18 protein-coding genes are annotated in these 21,930 nt (G+C 61.4%); 5 read left to right on the plus strand and 13 right to left on the minus strand.

The window, feature by feature from the left end:
* Positions 1-51: 51 nt before the first annotated feature.
* Positions 52-462, minus strand: a complete 411-nt coding sequence (locus JLZ96_RS06525; RefSeq protein ID WP_201009686.1) for a MarR family winged helix-turn-helix transcriptional regulator — start codon at positions 460-462, stop codon at positions 52-54.
* Between the two features lie 67 nt (positions 463-529).
* Between JLZ96_RS06525 and JLZ96_RS06530 the strand changes: the two genes are divergently transcribed.
* Entirely contained in the window at positions 530-1,444 is a 915-nt protein-coding gene (locus JLZ96_RS06530; protein ID WP_201009687.1) for an SDR family NAD(P)-dependent oxidoreductase, read from the plus strand.
* 242 nt (positions 1,445-1,686) lie between these two features.
* Here JLZ96_RS06530 and JLZ96_RS06535 read toward each other — a convergent pair whose 3' ends face one another.
* From JLZ96_RS06535 to JLZ96_RS06550, 4 genes are all read right to left on the minus strand, one after another.
* Positions 1,687-2,649, minus strand: coding sequence for an ABC transporter permease (locus JLZ96_RS06535; protein WP_057473804.1), 963 nt, complete (start codon positions 2,647-2,649; stop codon positions 1,687-1,689).
* A gap of 73 nt (positions 2,650-2,722) precedes the next feature.
* Positions 2,723-4,222 carry a sugar ABC transporter ATP-binding protein gene (locus JLZ96_RS06540; RefSeq protein WP_201009688.1) on the minus strand — a complete coding sequence of 500 codons (1,500 nt, stop codon included), beginning with the start codon at positions 4,220-4,222 and terminating at the stop codon, positions 2,723-2,725.
* A gap of 39 nt (positions 4,223-4,261) precedes the next feature.
* Positions 4,262-5,320 carry a sugar ABC transporter substrate-binding protein gene (locus JLZ96_RS06545; protein ID WP_201009689.1) on the minus strand — a complete coding sequence of 353 codons (1,059 nt, stop codon included), beginning with the start codon at positions 5,318-5,320 and terminating at the stop codon, positions 4,262-4,264.
* A 547-nt stretch (positions 5,321-5,867) separates the two neighbouring features.
* Positions 5,868-7,430 (minus strand): amidohydrolase, encoded by a 1,563-nt coding sequence (locus tag JLZ96_RS06550; RefSeq protein ID WP_201009690.1) that lies wholly within the window; start codon positions 7,428-7,430, stop codon positions 5,868-5,870.
* A gap of 297 nt (positions 7,431-7,727) precedes the next feature.
* Between JLZ96_RS06550 and JLZ96_RS06555 the strand changes: the two genes are divergently transcribed.
* Positions 7,728-9,467 carry an amidohydrolase gene (locus tag JLZ96_RS06555; protein WP_057473798.1) on the plus strand — a complete coding sequence of 580 codons (1,740 nt, stop codon included), beginning with the start codon at positions 7,728-7,730 and terminating at the stop codon, positions 9,465-9,467.
* Between the two features lie 184 nt (positions 9,468-9,651).
* On the opposite strand, the gene phnA is transcribed toward JLZ96_RS06555, so the two are convergent.
* From phnA to JLZ96_RS06570, 3 genes are read right to left on the minus strand one after another with little or no spacing between them, the layout of a single operon-like run.
* The gene (phnA, locus tag JLZ96_RS06560) at positions 9,652-11,010 is read right to left on the minus strand and encodes a phosphonoacetate hydrolase (RefSeq protein WP_094694670.1); all 1,359 of its coding nucleotides are present in this window, start codon (positions 11,008-11,010) and stop codon (positions 9,652-9,654) included.
* A complete protein-coding gene (locus JLZ96_RS06565; protein ID WP_094718644.1) occupies positions 11,007-11,936 on the minus strand; it encodes a LysR family transcriptional regulator in 930 nt (309 codons plus the stop codon). Before JLZ96_RS06565 ends, phnA begins: the two co-directional genes overlap by 4 nt.
* Positions 11,933-13,324: a cation:dicarboxylate symporter family transporter gene (locus tag JLZ96_RS06570; RefSeq protein ID WP_179274201.1), complete on the minus strand. Its 1,392-nt coding sequence runs from the start codon at positions 13,322-13,324 to the stop codon at positions 11,933-11,935. Before JLZ96_RS06570 ends, JLZ96_RS06565 begins: the two co-directional genes overlap by 4 nt.
* 299 nt (positions 13,325-13,623) lie before the next feature.
* On the opposite strand from JLZ96_RS06570, the gene JLZ96_RS06575 reads away from it, so the two are divergent.
* Positions 13,624-14,787 (plus strand): epoxide hydrolase family protein, encoded by a 1,164-nt coding sequence (locus JLZ96_RS06575; RefSeq protein ID WP_201009691.1) that lies wholly within the window; start codon positions 13,624-13,626, stop codon positions 14,785-14,787.
* Positions 14,788-14,840: 53 nt separating this feature from the next.
* Here JLZ96_RS06575 and JLZ96_RS06580 read toward each other — a convergent pair whose 3' ends face one another.
* Both JLZ96_RS06580 and JLZ96_RS06585 read right to left on the minus strand, forming a co-directional pair.
* Positions 14,841-15,698, minus strand: coding sequence for a MerR family transcriptional regulator (locus tag JLZ96_RS06580; protein ID WP_201009692.1), 858 nt, complete (start codon positions 15,696-15,698; stop codon positions 14,841-14,843).
* A gap of 385 nt (positions 15,699-16,083) precedes the next feature.
* Positions 16,084-16,734, minus strand: coding sequence for a TetR/AcrR family transcriptional regulator (locus JLZ96_RS06585; protein ID WP_236253848.1), 651 nt, complete (start codon positions 16,732-16,734; stop codon positions 16,084-16,086).
* Positions 16,735-16,820: 86 nt separating this feature from the next.
* Between JLZ96_RS06585 and JLZ96_RS06590 the strand changes: the two genes are divergently transcribed.
* Complete coding sequence (locus tag JLZ96_RS06590) at positions 16,821-18,257, plus strand: MDR family MFS transporter (protein WP_167329235.1); 1,437 nt, start codon at positions 16,821-16,823, stop codon at positions 18,255-18,257.
* Between the two features lie 134 nt (positions 18,258-18,391).
* A complete protein-coding gene (locus JLZ96_RS06595; protein ID WP_201009694.1) occupies positions 18,392-19,027 on the plus strand; it encodes a hypothetical protein in 636 nt (211 codons plus the stop codon).
* Between the two features lie 28 nt (positions 19,028-19,055).
* Here JLZ96_RS06595 and JLZ96_RS06600 read toward each other — a convergent pair whose 3' ends face one another.
* The 3 genes from JLZ96_RS06600 to JLZ96_RS06610 form a co-directional block, all read right to left on the minus strand.
* The gene (locus JLZ96_RS06600) at positions 19,056-20,306 is read right to left on the minus strand and encodes a globin domain-containing protein (protein ID WP_167329246.1); all 1,251 of its coding nucleotides are present in this window, start codon (positions 20,304-20,306) and stop codon (positions 19,056-19,058) included.
* Between the two features lie 35 nt (positions 20,307-20,341).
* Entirely contained in the window at positions 20,342-20,782 is a 441-nt protein-coding gene (locus tag JLZ96_RS06605) for an Rrf2 family transcriptional regulator (RefSeq protein WP_027496129.1), read from the minus strand.
* 95 nt (positions 20,783-20,877) lie between these two features.
* The gene (locus JLZ96_RS06610; protein ID WP_167329237.1) at positions 20,878-21,906 is read right to left on the minus strand and encodes a nitronate monooxygenase; all 1,029 of its coding nucleotides are present in this window, start codon (positions 21,904-21,906) and stop codon (positions 20,878-20,880) included.
* Positions 21,907-21,930: the final 24 nt, after the last annotated feature.

Raw genomic sequence — 21,930 nt, forward strand, 5'->3', positions numbered from 1 at the left:
GGGGTCGGGCACTCGCGCACGAGGTGACGCTCGACGCTGTAGCCTGCGCGATTACCGCACCTTGCTGAGTACCTCCAGAGTGCTCACGAACAACGTCAGTTCCTCCTCGGCCAGGCTCTTCAGCGGACTGACGGACGTCAGCGCCTGGCCGAGGCGTCCTCGTGCGCGCGCGCCTTCATCGGTCAATCCGACGAATTTGCGCCTCCCGTCGACCGGGTCGGGGGTCCGTTCGACGAAACCGCGGGCTTCCAATTGCTTGACGACGAATGTGGCGTTGGAGGCATTGCATCCCAGTTGTGCGGCAACCTCGGACATCGTCAGGTCGGTTCGATCCGGGTGAACTTTCCAGAGGGCATGCGCCGTAACGAGCGTCAGGCCCTCCCGAGTGGCATACGGCAGAAAATCGTCGTTGATCCGAAGCGCAAGTTCTTGAAGGCGCAGGGTCGCCTCGAGAATGTCCACATCTGCAGACTAGCACTCCTTCAAGTCTTGAAGTACCTTGATAGTTCAAGACTTGAAGGAGATGCGGATGTTGGAACTGGATCGACTCGACGGGCGCACGGTCGCCATCACAGGCGCTACGTCAGGAATCGGATATTTCATTGCCGAACGGCTCGCGGGCCTGGGTGCCGAAGTTATCGTGGTGGCCCGTTCTCCGGAACGAGGACGACATGCAATCGGGCTCTTACCCCACTCCGGTCGCCACCGGTTCCTGGAGATGGACCTGACGGACATCGATTCTGTCCGTCGGGCGGGCGAAGCTTTACGCAGCACCGCACAGCTCGACGGTCTGATCATGAATGCAGGCTTGGTTGCTGCACCCGGGTCGTTCGAGAGTGGCCCCTTCGGCGTGGAGCTGACTGTGGGCACGAATGCGCTCGCACATGTCGAGCTACTCCGTCTCGCCCTTCCATCCCTTGAACGGGCACCGGGTGCCCGAGTCGTGAGCATCGGAAGCATGCTGACGCAGCGTATTTCGTTCGATCCGAACAACTGGCTGTCACAGCAGTCCTATCGCCCGCGTGCGGCGTACGCCATGTCCAAACACGCGACGGAGATTCTGGGTTTCGAGCTGTCACGCAGACTTCGGAGCCGGCATTCTTCGGTCGCGTCGATCGTTGCCCATCCAGGCGGAGCAATCGACGCATTGACCGCTGATCGGCCGGGGATCCACACTCGACCTGTCGTTGTCCGAGCAGCTGCCCGAGTCCTCGGGCCCGCATTCACGTCCGTGGTGCAGGGTAAGGACTCGGCTGCCGAATCAGCGGTAGCGGCAATCGCAGCTCGCGATCTACCGCTCGGGCAGGTCTACCTCGGTCCGCGAAGGAATGCTTCGGGCCCACCGGTGATCACCGAACCCGTTCGTACGAGCCGTGATCCGGAATTGGGCGCATTCCTCTGGAACAAAACCGAACGCATCATCGGTGCCTCCATCGTCGCGTGATGTGCCCCGACAATGTCCCCCACGATGATCAGCTCCCCAGATTCGAATATCGGCTTCCGATCGGCGTCGGATATCCGAAAACAAAGAGCTGATGCGTGGTGCACACTGCCGCGAATCATGTTGTAAGCCTGCCTCGATCCCGAGCATGGCATCCGATTGTCAAGAGATTCGTGTCGTCGACATCCCACCACGCACACCCATTGCGGATGCAAAAGCACCGTCCGCAGATGCGCGCAGCGTCCTCAGGTCGATCGAGACTGAAGTTTGTCGAGCAGCACAGCCACGACCAGAACGGTGCCAGTAACAACGCCCTGCCAAAATGCGGAAACTCCCATCAAACCCAGTCCGTTTTGCAGGACGGCGATGAGAAGCACTCCTACTACCGTCCCGAAGACTCCACCCAGGCCGCCGTAGAAACTGGTTCCCCCGAGTAGAACGGCGGCACCGGCAGTCAAAGCCAAACTCGCACCAGCGGTCGGTGACGCTGATGCGAGTCGACTTGCATCCACCATGCCCGCCACCGAAGCGAAAAGTCCGCCGAGACCGTACACGCACACGTATACCCAAGAAACGTTGATACCCGCCAATCGGGCGGCTTCCGGGTTACCGCCCACTGCATAGACGGCGCGCCCGAACGACGTGAAGCGGAGCAAGTAGCCGCTCAACACCAGAACCGCGAGGCTCAGGACAACCGGCACCGGAATTGTCATGATAGTGCCGTTTCCGAGCGCGTATAGAAGGCTCCCCTCCTCGATGGGTATCGTGTTGGTCTTACCGTTCGTCACAACGTTCAGCGCACCGGTGAAAAGGGACGTGGTGCCGAGAGTGACAACGAAGAAGTTGAGACGAATACGTCCGATCAGCACTCCGTTCACCGCTCCGCCCAGCAGAATTCCCGTGAGACCGCCCAGCACAAGAGCTATCACCTCCGGGAGTCCGGACTCCAGAGCGCGGTAGGCGACATACCCGGCCGCGGCATAGATTGCTCCAACGGAAAGATCGAAACCTGCAGACAATACTACGAACGTGAGACCTATAGCCGTAATCATCAACGCGCTGTTTCCGGACAGCACATTCAGGATGTTCGCTTTCGTGAAGAAGAACTCCTGCGTTACCGATAGGTAGACGACCATGATGAGAAGGGCGGCCAACGCTCCACCGAACCCGCGGAAGTTCTTCAATACAGCACCCGCCGACGTCGACATCCCCGGACGTTCCGCCCGGTCGGGCGTAGGCATCTCCGCGTCGGACGAATCTTTCGGCGGGGCAACGGTAGGTTCAGACATTAATAACTCCTGCGGCGAGTTCAGCAATTGTCAATTCATCGAGCTCATCGGATGGGCGGTCGGCGACAATTCGGCCACGAAACATCACCAGTACGCGATCGCACACACCGAGCAGCTCGTTGTTTTCGGAAGAACTGATGAGAACAGCCACGCCCTGCGACGCGAGCTCCCTCAGAAGCCGATAGATCTCGGACTTGGCACCTACATCCACACCTCGCGTGGGCTCGTCCATCAGCAAGACTTTGGGCGCGCTCGACAGCCAGCGGCCTATGACCACTTTTTGCTGATTCCCACCCGACAGGCTGCCCGCAAGCAGACTCATGTCAGCTGGTCGAACCTGCAGTTCATGCATGGCGCTGGAAGCAGCTACGCGCTGACTTCCTCTGTTGATGGGCAGGAGGTTCAGCCTGTTGTTTGCAATGAGACTCAAGTTGTGGAACACGCTTGCGCCCGGAACGAGCCCTTCGCCTTTACGGTCGCCGGTGACGAACGCCAGGTCCCGCTGGATGGACCGACGGGGTGTCCGACGGGTGTAGGTCTCGCCCGCAACCGTCACATCTCCTGTACCTGCATCTGCACCGAAGATGGACCGGACGACCTCGACTCGGCCACAACCCACCAGACCCGCAAGGCCCACTACTTCCCCGGGCCGAACGTCGAAATCTACGTCCTCCATGACGCCCGGAGCCGACAGGTGCCGAACCGATAGGGCCGGCTTGTCCGATGTGATTCGAGTCTTGGAAATTTCTCGATGGAAGTAGTCCGTGAGAGGCCTGCCGACCATCAATCGGGTAATTGTGCCTTCATCGGCTTCGGCCAGGTCCATCGTCTTCACCAGCGCGCCGTCACGAAGCACGGTGACGCGGTCCGCCACGGGTTCGATATCTTGAAGCCGCTGAGAGATGAATGCGATGGCCAAGCCGAAACTCTTCATTTTACGAATGATGTCGAACAGGGATTCCGTCAATTCCGCTGTGAGCGAACTCGTAGGTTCGTCGAAAATGACAACCGAAGACTTCGACGCAATTGCCCGGGCAATTGCAACGACTTGACGATCACCCGGACCAAGAGTGCCTACTATTTGGTCGGACCGGATTCCGGAACCTAGCTCGCCCAAGGCCTCGGTCGCGGTCCGGTGAGCTTTGGTCCAATCGATTCGGAATCGCGAGCCGGGCAGGTTCCCCAACGCAATGTTCTCCGCGACCGTCAAGCTTTCCACAACGGGCACCTCCTGCGCGACCATTGCGATGCCGGCCCGGGAGGCCTGAAGTGGGTTGGCGAACTTCACCGGCTCACCCCGGAGCAACACGTGACCGCTACTGGCAGTGACTTCACCGTAGGCAATCTTCATCAGGGTGGACTTACCGGACCCGTTTTCGCCCAACAATGCGTGCGCTTCTCCAGCGCGGATCTCGAAGTCGACTCCCTTCAAAGCGTGGGTTCGACCGAAGCGTTTGTGAACTGACTGCATCTGTAAGAGCGGTGGTTCCATGCGTATCTCCTCAGGAATCATTTCCATGCGCCTTCGAGGCTATTTGGCAAGGGATACAACGTTACCCGGGCAACCTCCGCCTTGCGCACAAGTGATTTCTCCCGACTCGATCTGTGCCCCGGCGTCGGCCCACGGCAAACGATTTCCGGCGTTGCCCGCGGTGTAAAGCTCGGTTGGACTTTCTACGAACGCAGGAACTTCCTGCCCGTTCAGCACAGCGCGCGAGATCGCCTCGAGAATCAGTCCGGTGCGCCAAGGAACCAGGTCGATCGTCGCACTGAGTCGGCCGTCCTCGACCGCCCTTATTCCGTCTTCGTCGCCGTTCTGGCCCACAATTACCACATCGTTGAGGCCGGCAGCCTTGACTGCAACAGCAGCTCCGATGGCAGCGGCATCGTTGTAAGCCATGATTCCCTGAATATCGTTCTGGTACTTCGTGAGAGCAGTCGCAACCACCTTCTGGCCGCCGGCGATATCATCGGTGGGGTCGTCGACACGGCCGAGCCAGTCGATGGCGCTGCCCTCTGTCGTGTTCTTCTCGTACTGTGACATCATCGTCTCGAGGATGGGAACCGGCACACCAAGGCCAACTCCCAGTACATTTCCCTTGCCACCCAGTTTATCTTTGACAAAATCGGACAGCAGTTTGGAACCGCGATAGCTGCCGCCGGTATCTACGTTCGACGTGAGGACTCCTGGATCGGACTCTGGCGATTCCAGACCGGCCCAACCGACAACTTTGATGCCCGCGGCGTTCGCCCTTTGAAGAGCCGGCTTCAGCGAATTTGCGTCCAACGGATAGACGACAATCAGGTCGACCTGTTGTGCTATGAGCTGGTCTACGTCCGTTACCTGCTTCGCGGGATCCAGTTGCGCATCGAGGGCCTTCACCGCGATGCCGTCCCGGGCAGCAGCCGAAGTGAACGCATCTTGAGTCATCTTCAGAATTGGCTGGGCACCTTGCGGGTTCGAGATTCCTACGGTGAATTTCGAGTCTTCCTCGGGGCCAGGATTGGACGCGCATGCACCCAAGACCAACGCTGCGGTGAGGACGATCGGCGCGATCGCGGCTACAGAGCGGCGGGTTGTTTTCGTCAATTGGTTCCTCCAAAGAGCCGTAACGTTTTCCGGTGGTATGCGAGTCACTCTGAGCGAAAAAACTGCGGTCGAGGTGTGACGAGTACAACACGTGTTCGATGCCCGCTCCACGGCGAAGTTTCACTGACCGAAACCACCCGGAACAGAATTGCCGGGCCGTACGCACACCGGCGGCAAAGCTCGAACGGCGGAGCTGGAACGTTCCGAGAACACGTACATTTCCGACGCCCCCGCAACCCTCACCACCTAGCGGTCGTGCGTGCTTCCAGCCGTTCAGGTCGCTGCGAACCGGCGGAGATTCGGAGCTCGTCCGGTTACTGCGACACAGCCACTCCTGCACCAGACGATGGCCAGGCCATCGAAGCGAGACCCAGATATGCATCTCGACGCCGTATCGGTCCGAAATCGAACCATTCGGCCGCGGGACTGCGAACGGCGCGGACCTGTTGAGACGTAGAACTACCGGACAGTGCTCGTGGCCGAATTCCAGTCCCTGCGAGCGGAAACCGAAGCACGTACCAAGCCATGTCGAGCCATCGAGTTCGACCTAGTTCTCTGCGTCGTATACGGTACGTCCACCGAATACCGTGCGAAGCACTTGTGTCTCGCCGATCGAGCTGGTCGGGATCTCGAACAAGTTGCGGTCGAGCACGATAAAGTCGGCATCCTTGCCGACTTCGATCGTGCCACGCTGCTCGCTTCGGCCAACGGCATTGGCCCCGTTTATCGTCATCGCGGCCAACCCCCTCTCGAGGTCGATCGACTGTTCTCCATGTTCGATGGCACCCTGCAATGCTGGGAACAGATTGGGAGACTCGGCGATACTCCAGTCTGTCCCGAACGTCATTTCTGCTCCGGCTCGTGCCACCGAGTCGAATTCGTACAGGTGACTGACCCCGTGCTCGGGGAGATGCCATACGGCGGGCGACATTTCGGCGCCAACTCGTAAGGCCGCGAAACGCTCGAAGTCATCTTTGTGGACCAGACAGCAGTGCGCCAATTCATGCCGGGGTCCATCAGGTCCGTTGACGGAGCGTGCGTGTTCCACAGCGTCGAGCGCTCGCCGGATGGCTCCCTCGCCACCGCAATGCACCTTCACCATCAGACCCGCAGCATCGAAGCGCACCAAGGCAGCATTCATTTCATCCTGCGGTATCAAGAGATTGTCTTCATCGACGGTGCCATCGTCGTGAATGCACGATTGAGTCCAGTAAGGCGGAATCGGTGACCCGTCGAGCCAGAACTTCACGAAGCGGGTGTCGACGTGGTTCGACGCGAAATCTTCGTGGTGATCGATCATATGATCGAGGACATCAAGCCCGGCCATTCCGAAGGACTCTTCCCGCCAAACAAGATGCGCTGCCACGTGAAGCTGCAGTTCGTCGGCGGAGTCGAGCTGGCCCATCACCCTGAGCAGCTGCTCCGTTGACGAGGCATCCTGTACAGAGGTCACCCCGTACCTGTGGTTGAGATCGCGGGCGTAGCGAATTGCTTGCGACATGACACTGTCTGCATGTGTGCCAAGCGCACGAAACACCGGCCAACGGGCCTGTTCGTAAAGCTCTCCCGTCACCCGACCCGTTGCATCTCTGATGACTTCACCGTTTTCGGTATCCGGTGTTCCGTCGTCGATGCCCGCAATCCTCAGCGCACAGGAATTGACCAACACATTGTGCGCCGATCTGTCGTGGAGAACAACAGGCTCGTCCGGGAATTCGCGATCGAGGAAGGCACGGTCAGGGCCCTTGTCACCGAACGAATCAGGCCAATACCGTCCACCGATCAGCCACCGGTTACCCTGACGATCAACAGGTCTCGGCCCGTTCCAGCTGCGAAGGGCGTCCAAAATTTCGGCCTCTCCCGCGCCGTGCGGCAGCGCTACTTCCCAGCGATTCAGACCACTGACCAAGTGGGTATGGGCATCGTGAATTCCCGGCATGACCATACGTCCACCCAAGTCGATGACCTCGTATGCCTCGGAGATTTCCTCCGCCAGTGAAGCCGAGTCACCGACAGCCGATATCTTGCCCTCGCTTTCGAGAATAACCGAAGCCCAAGATGCGGGTGACTGCCCCGTGTATACGGCCGCATTCACGTAAGCCTTCTGCATAAAAACTTCTCCCGTTCATTTCGTTCATGGCAGTCGGGTGTCGATTCGCAGTTGTGCACAGCTAGGGCTCATGACGTACAAATCCAACCGTCTCGCCCCGAATTACGCTTTACCACTTCGTTATTCGATCGCGTTCACTCGCACATTTCACGAACCATACCGCTGCCACGTTGCACGCCTGGCACGAAATACTGGCCCGATTGTTTCGGTGAGCGAACCGATCGACTTATTCGCCAGACGGTCCGATCAGTGAACTCTCTCGCTTGACGCCGGTGACGACGAGCCCACTATGTACCTATGACTGCACTCGTGACCGAAGTTGCTTACGCCGATACAGTGCTACGGGGTGGCCCCGTGCTCGATCTGTCCGATTGGAAGCCGGGCGATCGCGTAACTCAGCCTTGGCGGGGAGAACGGCCTCGCGCAATTGCGATCAGGCAAGGCAATATCGTCGCGCTCGGAACCGCCGCGGAAGATCTGATCGGGCCAGATACGCAGGTCGTCGAACTGAACGGCAATACTGTGATTCCCGGAATCAATGACGGTCACCTGCACTTCACGGCCTACTCGGTCACAAGCCACACCTATGTAAAACTGGGTACCGACATCTTTACCAATGTCGATCAGCTGGCCGGCTTCCTGACCGCGGACCGGATCGATGAAAGCGGCTGGATTCGCGGGCACGGCTGGGACGCCCTCACCCTCGGCCGTAAGCTGACTGCGTCCGACATCGACAGCGTCCTTACGGTCAACGGCATCGCCGGCACCCCCGTCGTACTTTTCGACTGGAGCGGTCATTCGCTCACGGCGAATAGCATTGCTCTCTCGCTCGCAGGTATCACCGCCGACACACCCGACCCGGCCGGCGGTGTCATCGAACGCGACGCTGACGGGAACCCGGAAGGGTTTCTCACCGACTCAGCGATTTCATTGTTGATCGCAGTGGTTCCACCAGTGCCGAGAGAACAGCTACTCGATGCCTACCGCGCGGGCCAGGCCGATCTGCACGCACTCGGAATCACGGCCCTTACCGAACCTGGTCTCGGTCCTGGCCATCGGGCACTGTTGGACGGATCGGGTTCGGTCGAGGCATTGGACGCGCTGGCCGACCTTGCCGAGGCCGGTGACTTGACTATGCGAATTTCAGTACTGGTCCTGCCCAATGGAACAGGTGGAGCCAACGCCGCAGACGTGAAATTTCACCTGGACGCGGGTCTCGCCCATCGCTACGAGGACCGCGACGTCGACCCACGAAGGTTGACGATCGCCGGCGTCAAGGTTTTCGCGGACGGCACACCGCAGAACGGCACCACTTGGCACAAAGACCCCGTTCACGAGCAGAACCCTCCAGGGCATCACTGCGGACACATGGTAATAACCGGCGACACCGATGTCGACAAGGTCGCAGAGCTGCGCGAGATCATCAAGATCGTCGACGAGGCCGGACTTCAAGTCGCCATTCACGCAATCGGCGATCAAACAGTCGAAACCGTTATCGACACCATCGCCGAAATTGCTCCGAACAGCCCGTTGCGGCACTACCTCATTCATACCACCGAGTTGTACCCCAGCGGATGGGAAACGCTGGCTGCCAACGGAATTGGTGCGTGCTTCAATCCTGTGATCATGGGCACCTTCGTGCGATTTCTTGCCAAAGATCGAATTTTGCGTACGGAGCCGATCAAATCGACCCTTCACGCCGGCGTTCGTCCGGGGATTACCTCGGACGCTCCAGTGGTACCGCCCGACTGGCGCCCCGCAGTTGTCAATGCTGTGACACGTGCCCATTGCTGGGAAGGCCCTGTGCCGGCAGAGGACCACGAAGGCATAACCACCGTGGACGCCCTTGCGCTGTTGACCGGTGGTGCAGCCATCCGAGACCGTGCGGAACTGTGGCGCGGGACGCTGGCTGTCGGGCAACGCGCCGACTTGGCAGTGCTCGAGGGTGAATGGCCGAGTGATGAGGACGTCGAATCGCTGCTCGACCGTAGAATATTACGCACCTTGATCGATGGCGAAACTGTCTACACTGCTTGACAATAGAGCCCGGGGCTGTCGAAGTTGAGGCCAGCGCTCAACCCGGCATGAACTCGGCGGGACGGGCCATGGCCGGATGCTGGTTCGCCCCGTCGGGCATGACGTGTCCGACGGGGCGCCTCCGAGACTCTGCACTCGGCGTGATCGGCCTAACGAGGTCCTCGAGTCGTTGCTTGCCTGCTGCTCAGCCGGCGGCGAGAGCCTCTGCTTCGGCGACCAATGTTGTTGCTATCCAGAACGCGTCGTAGTTGTGCACCACCGCCGGCTCGCCGTAGGGCTCGTCCAGTTGCTCGGGCTGCGGCAATCGGCGGTTGATGATGAATGGGATTTGCAGTTCACCCAGCGCTCCATGCGAGCGGAGCGGTGCGTCCAATCCGCTGAGATCGTGCCAGTCAGCGTATCGACCCACCGCTGTCCCGGCTTCGGCGAGCAGAATGATGTCTCCGATCCGGTCCGCCGGCTGGTGGTAGATCTCCACAGCTTCATCTCGGGTGTGGACTGCCTGCACCCCGTCTAATTTCCGCAGTTGTTCGATGACAAAATTCCTGTCCGCGTCGGCCGGCAGGTAGATGCTGGCGAACGAACCGAGTGCCCCGTGGTGCACCGTGTACGGGTCGGTGATCGGGAGGATCACGCGAATGCCCTCTGCGCCCTCGCTATTGGCATCTGTCGGAGCGACTCCGAGAATGCGACGCACCTCGTCCTCTACATAGACCACACGCGTGACACCGTCGGCGTCGGTCTTTGCACTCATTCCGTGGTCGGCAGTCAGCACGACAACTGCTCCCAACGCGTCGAGTCGCGCTGCATAGGAATCGATCATCGCGTAGAAGGCGTTTGCGACGTCGGTCCCGGGGGCGTGCTTGTGCTGGATGTAGTCGGTCAACGTCAGATACATCAGGTCCGCACCACGGGATTCGAGGATCTCGACTCCGGCGGCGAGCGCGAATTCCGAGAGGTCCGCCGAATACACCTGCGGCAAGGGCTTTCCGACCAGTTCGAGGACGTCGTCGATTCCATTGTCGGCGATAGTTGCCTGATCGGCCTTCTCCGCCGAGAAGCAGATGCCGGTCCGGGACGGCATTTCGAATGTCCCGCTGCCGTTCATGCTTGGTCCCTCTTCGACGAGCCCGGCACCGAGCAGGCGTCGTAGCTTGTCTTTCGCGGTGACCACCACGACGTCGAGGCCGGCGTCGTTGGCTGCTGCGAAGACGGTGGGTGCCCGGAGAAACCGCTTGTCGTTCATGAGTACTTCTTCGCCGGTCGCGGTGTCGTAGATGTAGTTGCCGCTGATTCCGTGCACCTTGGGGGGATGTCCGGTGGCGATGGAGATGTTGTTCGGGTTGGTCAACGCCGGCATAGCGCAGTGCGCGGGCCACGAACTCGACTCACCATCGAGGATGTTGCTCAGCCACGGCATCAGTCCGGCCTTCATCGCCTCGACGTGATAGTCGGGCTCACTGCCGTCGATGCAGATCACCACCACCGGCGCCTCCGGCAGGACGTAGGTACGGGAATTGACGCTGAACGTACGGGACTTCATGGTGTAACTCCTTGTTGTGAATGTGTCGTGGTGGGAATGCCGTCGGCGACGAGAGCGAGGAAATGCTCTTCGGCTCGGCTCAGGTGGCGGTCGTTACGATGTATCAGAGAGACCGGCCGGGGCGATGGCAGCGGGTCCAGGTTCAGCTCGGCAATCCTGTTCGACGCCAACGCATCTTGGCATGCCACTCGCGGCAGGAAGGACATACCCAAACCTTCCGCCACTGCGGATACGATCGCACCGGTACTCGCCAGAGTCCATGTGCGAACAAGTGGGATTTTCCAACTTTCCAGCAGCGATTCCTGGAATCGCCTTGTTGCAGATCCCTCTTCACGCAAGAGGACAACCGAGCCCCGCAGGGTTCGAGAATCACCCGACAACCCTGCCAACGGGTGCGCACGGGAGACGATGACTGTTTGTTCCTCCGGCGCGAGTGGCACGACGGTGAGCAAAGGGCTGTCCACCTCGTCGGCGAGAATTGCCACTCCGACATCACCGTCGAACACTTTGCGTAGCAATGTGGTCGAGTTCTCCACCCGCAGATCGAGAGTGACCTCCGGGTAGGCAGCTGTGAATTTTCGCAACGTAGCGGGAAGGAAAGAGCCCTCGGTGGTTGTCGTCGTCGCCCCTACGACGAGGGCCCCGGTCAACGGCCGCAGGCTCATCTTGGCCAAATCGTCCACAGCCTCGTCGGCGACAACGATCAGGCGACGGGCGTGTGCGAGCAGGACGTTGCCTGCCTCGGTCGGCGCGAAGCGCCGGCCGGTTCGTTCGATGAGCAGTGATCCCACTTCGACTTCGAGCTGCCGCAGCTGTGTCGACGCCGTGGATTGGGTGATGCCCAGAGCGCGCGCCCCAGCGGATACGCTGCCGGCATCCACGATGCCCACGTACACTCGTAGCCGTTGCAGACTGGTGAGCGTCATCGTGCCGAGGGGACAGGTTGTGGATCCGGCACGAGTGCCGTGGTGTCGAAATCCTTTGTCACCTTGTTTGATTCGAGCACGAAGCCCGGCTGGTGTCCGGCCATGATCGCGTGCACCTTGTCCGGCTCGATTTCACCCTGCCAGCGGGCGACGACGATGCCCGCCACCGCATTGCCGAGCGAATTCACCACCGCGCGGCACTCGGACATGAACCTGTCGACCCCGAACACCAGCATGACACCGGCCACCGGTATCAGGTTCGTCGCGGAAACACTGGTGGTCAGCATGACGAATCCCCCGCCGGTGACCCCCGCAGTTCCCTTGGAGGCCAACAGCATCACCAAGAGCAGGATTACCTGTTGGCCCAACGAAAGGTCGATGCCGAGTGCTTGAGCTATGAATACCGTCGTCAAAGTCAGGTAGATACACGTGCCGTCGAGGTTGAAGGAGTATCCGGCGGTGACACTGATGCCTGCCGTGCCTTTCGTGACGCCGATATTTTCCAGTTTGCGCACGATCCCCGGCAACGCGACCTCCGACGACGACGCACCGAGAGCGAGCAGAACCTCGTCTTTGAAGTAACGCAGCACTCGCCACGGCCGCAAGCCGACCAGCATGAGGATGCCGCCCAGGACGACGACGACAAACACCAGGGACGTGGCATAGAACGTCGCAATCAGTTTGGCCAGCGCACCCAACGAAGCGGCACCGAAATTTCCTGCGGTGAAGGCCATGGCCCCGAATACACCGACCGGTGCCGCCCACACCACGATTCTGACGACCTGAAAAAGCGCCTCGCTCAGCCGTTCCACACCGCGAGCGATGTCGCGTCCGCGCTCCCCCATCAGCTGGAGGCTGATGCCGAAGAGAATTGCGAAGAACAGAATCGGGAGGATGGCACCGTCTGCCAAACTGGCAATGATGTTGGACGGGATGATCTGAAGGATGTAGTCGTACCAGGAGAGGTCCTGGCCGGCGGCGATGCCGTCCGCGACCTTGTCGGTCACTTCGAGCGAGTCGACTTCCGTGTTCAGGCCCGCGCCCGGTTCGATCATATTGACGGCAAGGAGGCCGAGGCCGAGTGCGATCGAGGTGACAACTTCGAAGTAGAGAAGCGACCGCAGAGCGACCTTTCCGACCGAACCGAGATTCGCGACCGCGCCGATGCCTGCGACGACCATGCACAGCACCAATGGTGCGAGCGTCATCGTCAGAAGGCTGACGAAGGCGTCGCCCAGTGGTTTGAGGGCTTTGCCGGTCGTGGGCCAGAGGAGGCCGACCGAGGTGCCGAGGGCCATGGCGATCAGAACCCAGATGTACAGATGTCGGTACCACGGGGTTCGTCGCGCTGCGACCACAACCCGTTCCGCGCTCGATGGATATGACATGGCCAGTCCTCCTCGTGGCGATTCGGTACCGCCTGTGACCATGGTCCGAACCGAATCGGGCACACCAGTGAACGAACAATGGCCGGAGCGTGAACGGGACAACCAATCTGACCGACGACCCGATGGGCCCCTATCGCCGAACTGGATGGCCGAGGACTTCGACCCCTTCGGTATCGAATCGATCGGTAGTGGCCGAAGCTCTGTAGCGACGAAACTGACTCTGGCACAGCGGCGGACGTGACCACGTGGTCCCACCGACTCCCCTGACCCCGGCCACATCAGGACGTAGACTCCCCTTCATGACGCGTCCCGAACCATTCGTTTCGACGACTCTTGCTGCGGCGCTGGATGACCTGAGAACACGACTTCGCGCAACACGGTGGCCGGACAGTCCTGCCGATGCTGGGTGGTCACTCGGTGTCGACGTCGGTTACCTTCGTGAACTCGTCGAATACTGGGCCGACGAATTCGACTGGGGAGCGCAGGAGTCTGCCCTGTCGAAGCACCCTCGATTCCGGGTCGACGTCGGCGATCTGGGCATCCACTTCGTGCACGCGCGGGCAGTGGCACCTGTGGGCCCGGTTCTTCCCGTGGTTCTCAGCCATGGATGGCCGGACTCGTTCTGGCGCTACTCGAAAGTGGTGTCGCTGCTGACCGACCCGGGCGCACACGGTGCCGACCCCGCCGATGCCTTCGACGTCATCGTGCCCGACATGCCGGGTTACGGCTATTCGGATACACCGGTAGGTGCCCCTTTGAATTCGATTGCGGTAGCCGGCGTTTGGGCGGAGCTGATGCAGATTTTGGGGTACACCCGTTACGGGGCTGCCGGAGGCGACATCGGCAGCGCCGTCAGCCGCTACCTGGCACTCGATCACCCCGACTCTGTCGTGGCCGTCCACCGTATGGATGCGGGACTGCCCGTGTTCACCGGCGACCGCGCCGAACTGTCACCGCAGGAGCAGGACTTTCTCGACAGGTCCGCCGCGTGGGGCAGTACAGAGGGTGCATACGCGGCCATGCACCGCACGAAACCGCAGACCGCTGCCGTCGGGTTGACCGACTCCCCGGCCGGGTTGGCCGCATGGATCGTCGAGAAGCTGCGAGGGTGGACCGACGGCGACGGTGACATCGAGCGCAATTTCACCAAGGACGAGATCCTCACGAACGTCACCCTCTACTGGCTCACCGAGACCATCGGCTCGTCGATGCGTATGTACAGCGCCAACGCGTCCATTCCCTCGGAGCAGCACGCCCGCCGCGTCGAGGTGCCGTCAGGGTTCTCGTTCTTTTCGGGTGACCTTTTCACGAATCCGCCCCGCGCATGGCTCGACCGCGTCGCGAATGTCGTTCGTGTAAAAGCACTTCCGCGCGGTGGGCACTTCGCTCCGTTCGTGGAGCCCGAGCTGTACGCCCGAGAACTACGCGAGTTCTTCCGACCGTATCGCGCAGCCCTTGCGTAGAGCGCCCCAACACACCTGAATTCCTGTGCGCCCAGCACCTGATTCCCGAAGCGCTACCGGGGTTCGCCGAGTTCCAGGGCCAATTCCATGCACCGCAGGCGTGCAGGAGAGAAGTCGTACGGCATCATCCGGACGGCCTCGGTGAGGCTCGTCGACCCGCACGCCGGACCGGCGTCGGCGGGAGCGGGGTGCGACTCGTCCCAGGCGTCGAACCGGGCGTCGTCGGCCTGCGCCAGGCCGGAGCTCTCGATGACCGCATGGAGGGCGGTCTCGAAGGCGTGCCGTTCGGCCGCGACCTCCGCCACGCGGGGGTCGTCGACGGAGACCGAGTCGTCGAGCGCCCCTTCGGCGGCGTCGACTCGGTCGGAATACTCCCGCAAGTCCAGGTGGGTGGCCAGGGCGATGACACGCGACGCCTGGACCGACGCGCCGAGCTCGCCGAAGATCCGCTCGGTCACGAGCAGGGTGTCCAGGTCGTCCTGCCGCACCGCTCCCTGGGGCAAGTCGACGAGGCGCTCACTCACGACATCGGAGAGCAGGCCCAACCTGCTCCCCCGCGCACGCATGCGCTGCACGGCGGTCCGTTGCCGCTCGAGTTCGGCCTGCCTGGCGACAATGACCCCTTCGAGTCGGTCGAGGATGCGCGCGACGTCGCTGTCGGAGGTGCCGGACGCGTCGGCCAACGCCTCGCGGATATCGTCGAGGGCAATGCCGGCGTCCGCCATTCGGCGGATCCACATCAGCCGGATCATCTCGTCGTAGCCGTAGCGGCGGCGGTCGTCGCTCCCCCGCTCGGGCTCCGGCAACAGACCGATCTGGTGATAGTGGCGAATCGCTCGCGGAGTGGTGCCGACAAAGGCGGCGGCTGCCCCGATCGTGACTTGGCGCGGCGGGATGAAGGACGAGAACATGTGCGAGCCTTCCTCATTGGGCGGAATATGCTCACTGCACCACATGACCCTACGGAAGGTGCAACTCGCCGCCTGATTTCGCGCGTCGGGCAACGCCGCACCGAAGTCTCACATTGCCCTCCCTCTTTGCTGAAACAGCAAACATTCTTGCTTATTCACACGATATCGTCGATCCTGTGAAGCACACCGAACGAGATGGAGATGCCTGACAATGACCTCGACTACGAACAACGACTCGGAATACACAGGCAATGTTGCCATCACGGAGGGCAGACATGAGCCCTTCTCCGCCGCTATGGAAGCTCTTGTGGCCGAACGGATTCTCGGAGATCGCCGCCACGGCGTTTCCATCTGACGACTGGACCCGACTGGACAGCAACGGTCTCTAACGCGGGGAATACGCACGAACGAAGGCGTGCACACCGTCGATCATTGTCTGGCGAATGCCCTGAGCGTCGCGATTGGCTGGGCCGGGGTGTCGGTCGAATGCCAACAGAACAGTCAATGCGAAGAAATGCTCTGCCGCCAATTCTGGACGGTCGGTCTCTACCAACCCAACGTCCACGAAATGCCCGAGACGCTCGGCGAGGGCCAGAACAACGGCGTCCGTTGCGATGTCGTCTTCGGTCGATGGCGTACGCAGTCGTTCTTGTGCGACGAGTGCGAATCCGTCGCTGTAGTCAGCCGAACCGACAACAGATTGCCCCAAGTCGATGGCAACCTCGGTGAGCGTCTGCTGCAACTGCGGCACGGTCGTGATGAGCGCCGTGTCCGACAGATGCTTGTCGAGCGTGACCTGCACTGTCGTCAGTAGGGACTGCGAAACATCGGCGAGTATGGCCAGGAAAAGGCGGCGTTTGTCGCCGAAGTATTCGTAGACAGTCGCTTTGGACACCTTCGCACTTGACGCAACGGCATCCATGCTGACGCGATCGACTCCTTGCTGCACGAACAGCTCGCGCGCTGCGGCGACGATCGCCGCGCGCTTGAGTGGGGATCCTTCACGGACCGGCTTCGCAGCCTTGCTGTCGTTCACCCGCGTCATCTCCTTCGAATCTGCCTGCGAAGTGAACTGTACCGTACAGTCTTGCGCAACTAAACTGAACCGTCTAGTTTAGCGACATGACAACTTCTTCCCCCACTTCTGTTGCGGTAACCGACCGCAGGCTGAATGCGATCAGCCTGGTACTGGTCCTCGGTGCCTTCACTACGCTTCTCGACACCACGATCGTCAATATCGCTCTCGATCACCTGCATACGGCTTTCGGCGCATCGGTGGCGCAAACCCAATGGGTCACTACCGCTTACCTACTCGCGTTCGTCGCGGTGATCCCCGTCAGCGGATGGTTCTCCGAGAGAATCGGTTCGCGTAATGCGTGGATGGTTGCCGTCGGAACGTTCTTGGCCGGCTCGATCCTCTGCGGACTGGTCGACTCGCTGCCGGCGCTCATCGGGTTCCGAGTGCTTCAAGGAATCGGCGGAGGAATGGTCCTCCCCATCACGATCTCGATCCTCACGCGCGCGGCGGGTAAACCCCGAATCGGCCGTGCGATGATCGCAGTGGCGCTGCCTGCCCAACTCGCGCCCATCCTCGGATCGGTTCTCGGAGGGCTGATTCTGCAGTCACTGCACTGGCATTGGCTCTTTTTCGTGAACGTCCCCTTCTGCCTCGCTGCGCTCGCACTGGGACCGTGGGTTCTCCCCGCCACTTCGGGCAGCCGTCATCATCGGTTCGATTCTCTCGGTTTCGCTCTCCTCACCCCAGCAATTGTCGCCATCGCCTATGGCATCAGTCAGGCACCCGAACACGGGGGATTCCTCGCCGTCGCGGCGTGGTCGCCCATCGCGGGCGGGATTGCACTACTGGCAGCATTCACGTTCCACTCCCTGCACGCCCGACGCCCGGCGCTGCTGGACGTCCGGTTGTTCACGCGACGCAGTTTCGGCTTGACCAGCATCGTCACTTTCGTCAGCGGATTTTCGGTGTATGCCGTCATGTTCTTGCTGCCGCTCTTCTATCAGCAGGTCCGTGGCGAGTCGGTGCTCGCCACCGGATTGTTGCTCATCCCGCAGGGGCTCGGAACGATGTTGTTCTTCGTCGTCCTACGCAGATTCGCTGCCGCCGTGGACGCCCGGATCGTCGTCGCCGCAGGGGTGCTCATGACGATGATCGGGATCCTGCCGTTCGCTCTCGCGGGTGCGGAAGGCGGGACTGCGTTGATGCTGGCCGGCCAGGTTTTGCAGGGTATCGGTTTCGGTGCCGCAACGTTCCCGGTGATGACCCTCGCCTTCGCGAGCCTCGGTCACGACGAAGCGCCGAGAGGCAGTGCTGCATTCAGCGTGGTCCAACGTGTTGGGGCGCCCTTCGGCGTCGCAGTCATCGCAATCATCCTCCAAAATCTGCTCGACGATGCCACGACTCAGGCCGGCCATCTCGCGGCCTTCGCCCATAGCTTCTGGTGGACAATAGGTTTGAGTGCTGTCCCCCTACTCATCGCCTTCTTTCTGCCGGCAGCCGAAACAAGCAACGAACCGGCACCTCCTGCGTCGGTCGAGTGAAAACCCGTCAACCAACCCCGCGCCACGAAGCATCGGCGCACCCAGTCGAATCGAGGACCCCCGTGCCCCAATCACCAGCATTCATAGGAAATTTGGCACAATCGGCGTTGGGTCGACGGGCTCGCGTGCTCGACGTGAGTGCTCCGGCCCCCGGCTTCATCGAACTACAGCTGGCTGCGGACGCGCCGCCGGGCGGGTGGCACCCAGGCCACGAGATCCAATTTCGAGTGACTCCCACTCTCGGACGCCGTTACACCGTCCGAACGGTAAACAACAGCCAAGAGTTGGAACGCATCGGAATCCTCGTGGACACCACGCCATCGGGACCGGGAGCCGCATGGATCAGCCGGCTGCGGCCCGGCGACGACACGACCTTGCTGGCGGGCAGGCACCGTTCGTCGTTCAGGAATGGAACCCGAAACCTCTGTCTCGGTGACGCGTGCTCTCTCGGCACGCTCGATGCCTACGGCCATGACAACCCAGGGGCCGACATAGTCATCGAAGTGAGAGCGAAAGCTCTCCCCTACTTGGCAATACGATGGCCGAAGTATCGCTTCGTGCCCGCAACCGACGCACCCGGTGATGCACTGCAGTCATGGCTGGAGACCGCCATCGTCGCCGGGGACCTCGGGCATATCAGTGGAGCCTGGCTGCTCGGCCACGCCCAATCGATCCAACGCCACAGGAAAGCACTCATCGAGGGGCTCGGCTTGGCAAGGCGCAGCGTTACTGTGCGACCGTACTGGGCCGACGGCAAGTACGGACTTTGACCGAAGGTAGCCCGGGACGCCGGCGCGGCTACCGGCCGACGCTTGCGCCGAGCAACCACTCGTCCGGGGCGAACAGTTCGCAATGGACACGCGACTTGTCGACCCCACAGTCGACGAGTTGCGAAGTGACGGCCCGCACGAAACCGATACCGCCGCAGACGAAGAACGTCGCACCCTGAGGAAGTTCGACAAGAGTGAGATCCAACCGCCCATGGTGTGCATCGGCCACATCGCCGGGCTCCTCGTACCAGAGTTCGAGGACGGCGTTCGGCAAGGCGTCGACCAGTTGTCGCTGACGGGCCCGAAGCGGATGGTCGGCGGGGCTACGGTCTGCGTGGACAACCAACACCTCGGATTGCGTACCCGACAGAGCGAGATGTTCGAGAATCCCGTTCATCGGCGTGATGCCGATGCCGGCCGAGATCAATACGGCGGACCCCGCAGAGATGTCGGCTGTCGGCAGATCACCGAACGGGATGCTGATGTCGATGAGGTCTCCCGGGCGTAGCGTGCTCGAGATCCAGTTCGACACTTCACCTGCCGGGCAGCCACCGCTGGCGACGACAGGCTTGACGGCGAACGTCAATTCGCCTGTGTCACTGCCGGAGATGAGGCTGTACTGGCGGATCTGTCGCGCGCCGTCGGGCAGAGTCACTCCGACCGAGACGTACCCACCCGGGTGCTCCTTTCGAAGCTCGGGCCAGTCGCCGGTCACACCGATCACCACTACCCCGGACGGATCTTCGGTGCGCGTAGTGACGATTCCGCGGTGAAAGACCTGTCCCGCAACCACTCCCGCGCTCTCGTAAAGGCGGTTCTCGAGATCGACGAGAGTGTCGGCCATCATCCAATACACCCGGTCCCAGGCTTCGGCGACTTCGGTCGTCACTGTCTCGGCACCGAGTACGTCGACGATCGCAGCGAAGAGGTGCCCGTACACGATCGAGTACTGGTCGGCGGTAATTCCGAGAGATGCGTGCTTGTGTCCGATCCGGGACAGCATTTCGTCCGGGTGCGGCAGCGTCGGGTCAACCAGATGGGTGGCGTACGTTGCGATCGACGCGGCCAGAGCTCGTTGCTGCGCTCCCTGTGCCTGATTCCCGCGGTTGAACAGATTTCGCAGCAGCTCCGGTCGTGCGGCGAACATGCGTGCATAGAAGTTTGTTGTGATGGCGTCGATATTGGCACCCACCAACGGCAACGTCGCTCTGACGACGTCGACGTGATCGGGTTGGAGCTCGTGCTCGACAGTGAGGGGACCGAACGTGGACACAGGTATTCCTTCCAATGGACCGCCGACGTCGAAATGGCGGGTCAGGGTGAGGGAAAAGCGACCATTGCGAGTGGAATGGTCGGGGACGCGGCTAGATCGTCGATCGTGTAGCGGTCGAGTTCGCCATAGAACGCTTCTTTGGCGACGGCCAGGGCATGCCGCAATCGGCAGGCGGCAAGAAGTGGGCAGGGCCGGTCCCCTACGCACTCGACGACTTCGCGATCGCCTTCGAGTTGACGGATCAGGTGGCCCACCGATATCGATCGGCCCGTGTCGGTGAGGAAGAGCCCACCGGTGCGGCCGCGCTGCGCACGGACGCAGCCCAATCCGACCAAGCGTGTAATCGCTTTCGCTACATGGTGTTCGGACGCGTTGACTCGAACTGCAATGGCTCCGGTGGTCATCCGTGGGCCGTCCGGGCCGGCGGCTGCCAGCAACATCATCGCCCGTAGGGCCAGATCGCTGAAGCGAGTCAGTTGCATGTCCACGACGGTACTCAATCCCGTACACCCGATGCGGGTTTTGGAGCGTGGGTTCAAACACCACGATCCGTGCGGTTTTTACACCTGGACATTCCTCACAACTCCGAGGCCAATTCTTCGATAATTCGCGCTGCCGGGTCAGCGGAAGCGCTGCGGTGCCCGGCACCGGCCCACAGGTTGATGCCGTGAGGGTCGTTCGCTGCGGCCTTGCGGATGCCGCCGGTCAGCGTGTTCACGGCGGGGTACTGGCGTGACGATCCTGTATCGAACCGATCGACGAACTTGTTGCGCAAGGCTCGGGCGGGACGGCCGCTGAAGGCTCGAGTGACCACCGTTTCGGTGAACCGAGGATCGACCAAGGCGGCGGCGTGGGCAGGCTTCGTCCCGGCTTCCGGCGACCGGAGCAGGGCGGTTCCGACCTGAGCCGCCACTGCCCCGTAGCCCAGGACTCGACGGACATCGGACGCGGTGGTGATCCCGCCAGCCGCCACGAGGGGGACCGACACTGCTCGGCGTATCGCAGGAATCAACTCGTCGAGGGAAATGTCCGAACTCTCGGCATCGATGCGAAAGGTCGAGCGGTGCCCGCCGGCATCGGGGCCTTGCACGCACAGGGAGTCGGCACCTGCATCGACCGCCGCACGCGCGTCCTCTTCATCGGTGACGGTGACGGTGACGGCGCTCCCGGCGTCGTGCAGGCGGGCGATGATGTCGGCACTCGGGCACCCGAAGGTGAACGACACGACCGGGATGGCTTCGGCCACGACGATGTCGAGCTTCTCCTCCCAGTGGTCGTCGATATTCTCGGCAAGGGTGCTGTCGGCGGGGAGTTCGACGCCGAGATCATCGGCGTAGGGCTGGAGCAGCGCGCGATACCGCGCAATGTCCTCGGTGTCGACAACCTGCCCGTCCTCGGGGACGAACAGATTGACCCCGAACGTTTGTGTGCCAGCACCGCGAACGGCAACGATGTCCGCGGTCAACCTTTCCGGGGTGAGATAACCCGCGGCAAGGAACCCCAGTCCACCTGAATTCCGTACTGCTGCAACCAAGTCAGGGGTCGTCGGGCCTCCCGCCATCGGCGCTCCGACGATAGGCACCTGCAACGACTCGTAACGAAACATCGAAACTCCTAGTGAAGGGTGGGG

Origin of the sequence: Rhodococcus sp. NKCM2511, from assembly GCF_014905595.1 — a bacterium.
Lineage (GTDB): Bacteria > Actinomycetota > Actinomycetes > Mycobacteriales > Mycobacteriaceae > Rhodococcoides > Rhodococcoides fascians.

Bases quoted from the DNA above. Each gene is read 5' to 3' on its own strand.
- JLZ96_RS06575 (WP_201009691.1), top strand. From the start codon at position 13,624: ATGACGCGTCCCGAACCATTCGTTTCGACGACTCTTGCTGCGGCGCTG.
- JLZ96_RS06570 (WP_179274201.1), bottom strand. From the start codon at position 13,324: ATGTCATATCCATCGAGCGCGGAACGGGTTGTGGTCGCAGCGCGACGA.
- JLZ96_RS06555 (WP_057473798.1), top strand. From the start codon at position 7,728: ATGACTGCACTCGTGACCGAAGTTGCTTACGCCGATACAGTGCTACGG.
- JLZ96_RS06610 (WP_167329237.1), bottom strand. From the start codon at position 21,906: ATGTTTCGTTACGAGTCGTTGCAGGTGCCTATCGTCGGAGCGCCGATG.
- JLZ96_RS06565 (WP_094718644.1), bottom strand. From the start codon at position 11,936: ATGACGCTCACCAGTCTGCAACGGCTACGAGTGTACGTGGGCATCGTG.
- JLZ96_RS06540 (WP_201009688.1), bottom strand. From the start codon at position 4,222: ATGGAACCACCGCTCTTACAGATGCAGTCAGTTCACAAACGCTTCGGT.
- phnA (WP_094694670.1), bottom strand. From the start codon at position 11,010: ATGAAGTCCCGTACGTTCAGCGTCAATTCCCGTACCTACGTCCTGCCG.
- JLZ96_RS06605 (WP_027496129.1), bottom strand. From the start codon at position 20,782: ATGCAACTGACTCGCTTCAGCGATCTGGCCCTACGGGCGATGATGTTG.
- JLZ96_RS06535 (WP_057473804.1), bottom strand. From the start codon at position 2,649: ATGTCGACGTCGGCGGGTGCTGTATTGAAGAACTTCCGCGGGTTCGGT.
- JLZ96_RS06590 (WP_167329235.1), top strand. From the start codon at position 16,821: ATGACAACTTCTTCCCCCACTTCTGTTGCGGTAACCGACCGCAGGCTG.
- JLZ96_RS06580 (WP_201009692.1), bottom strand. From the start codon at position 15,698: ATGTTCTCGTCCTTCATCCCGCCGCGCCAAGTCACGATCGGGGCAGCC.
- JLZ96_RS06530 (WP_201009687.1), top strand. From the start codon at position 530: ATGTTGGAACTGGATCGACTCGACGGGCGCACGGTCGCCATCACAGGC.
- JLZ96_RS06550 (WP_201009690.1), bottom strand. From the start codon at position 7,430: ATGCAGAAGGCTTACGTGAATGCGGCCGTATACACGGGGCAGTCACCC.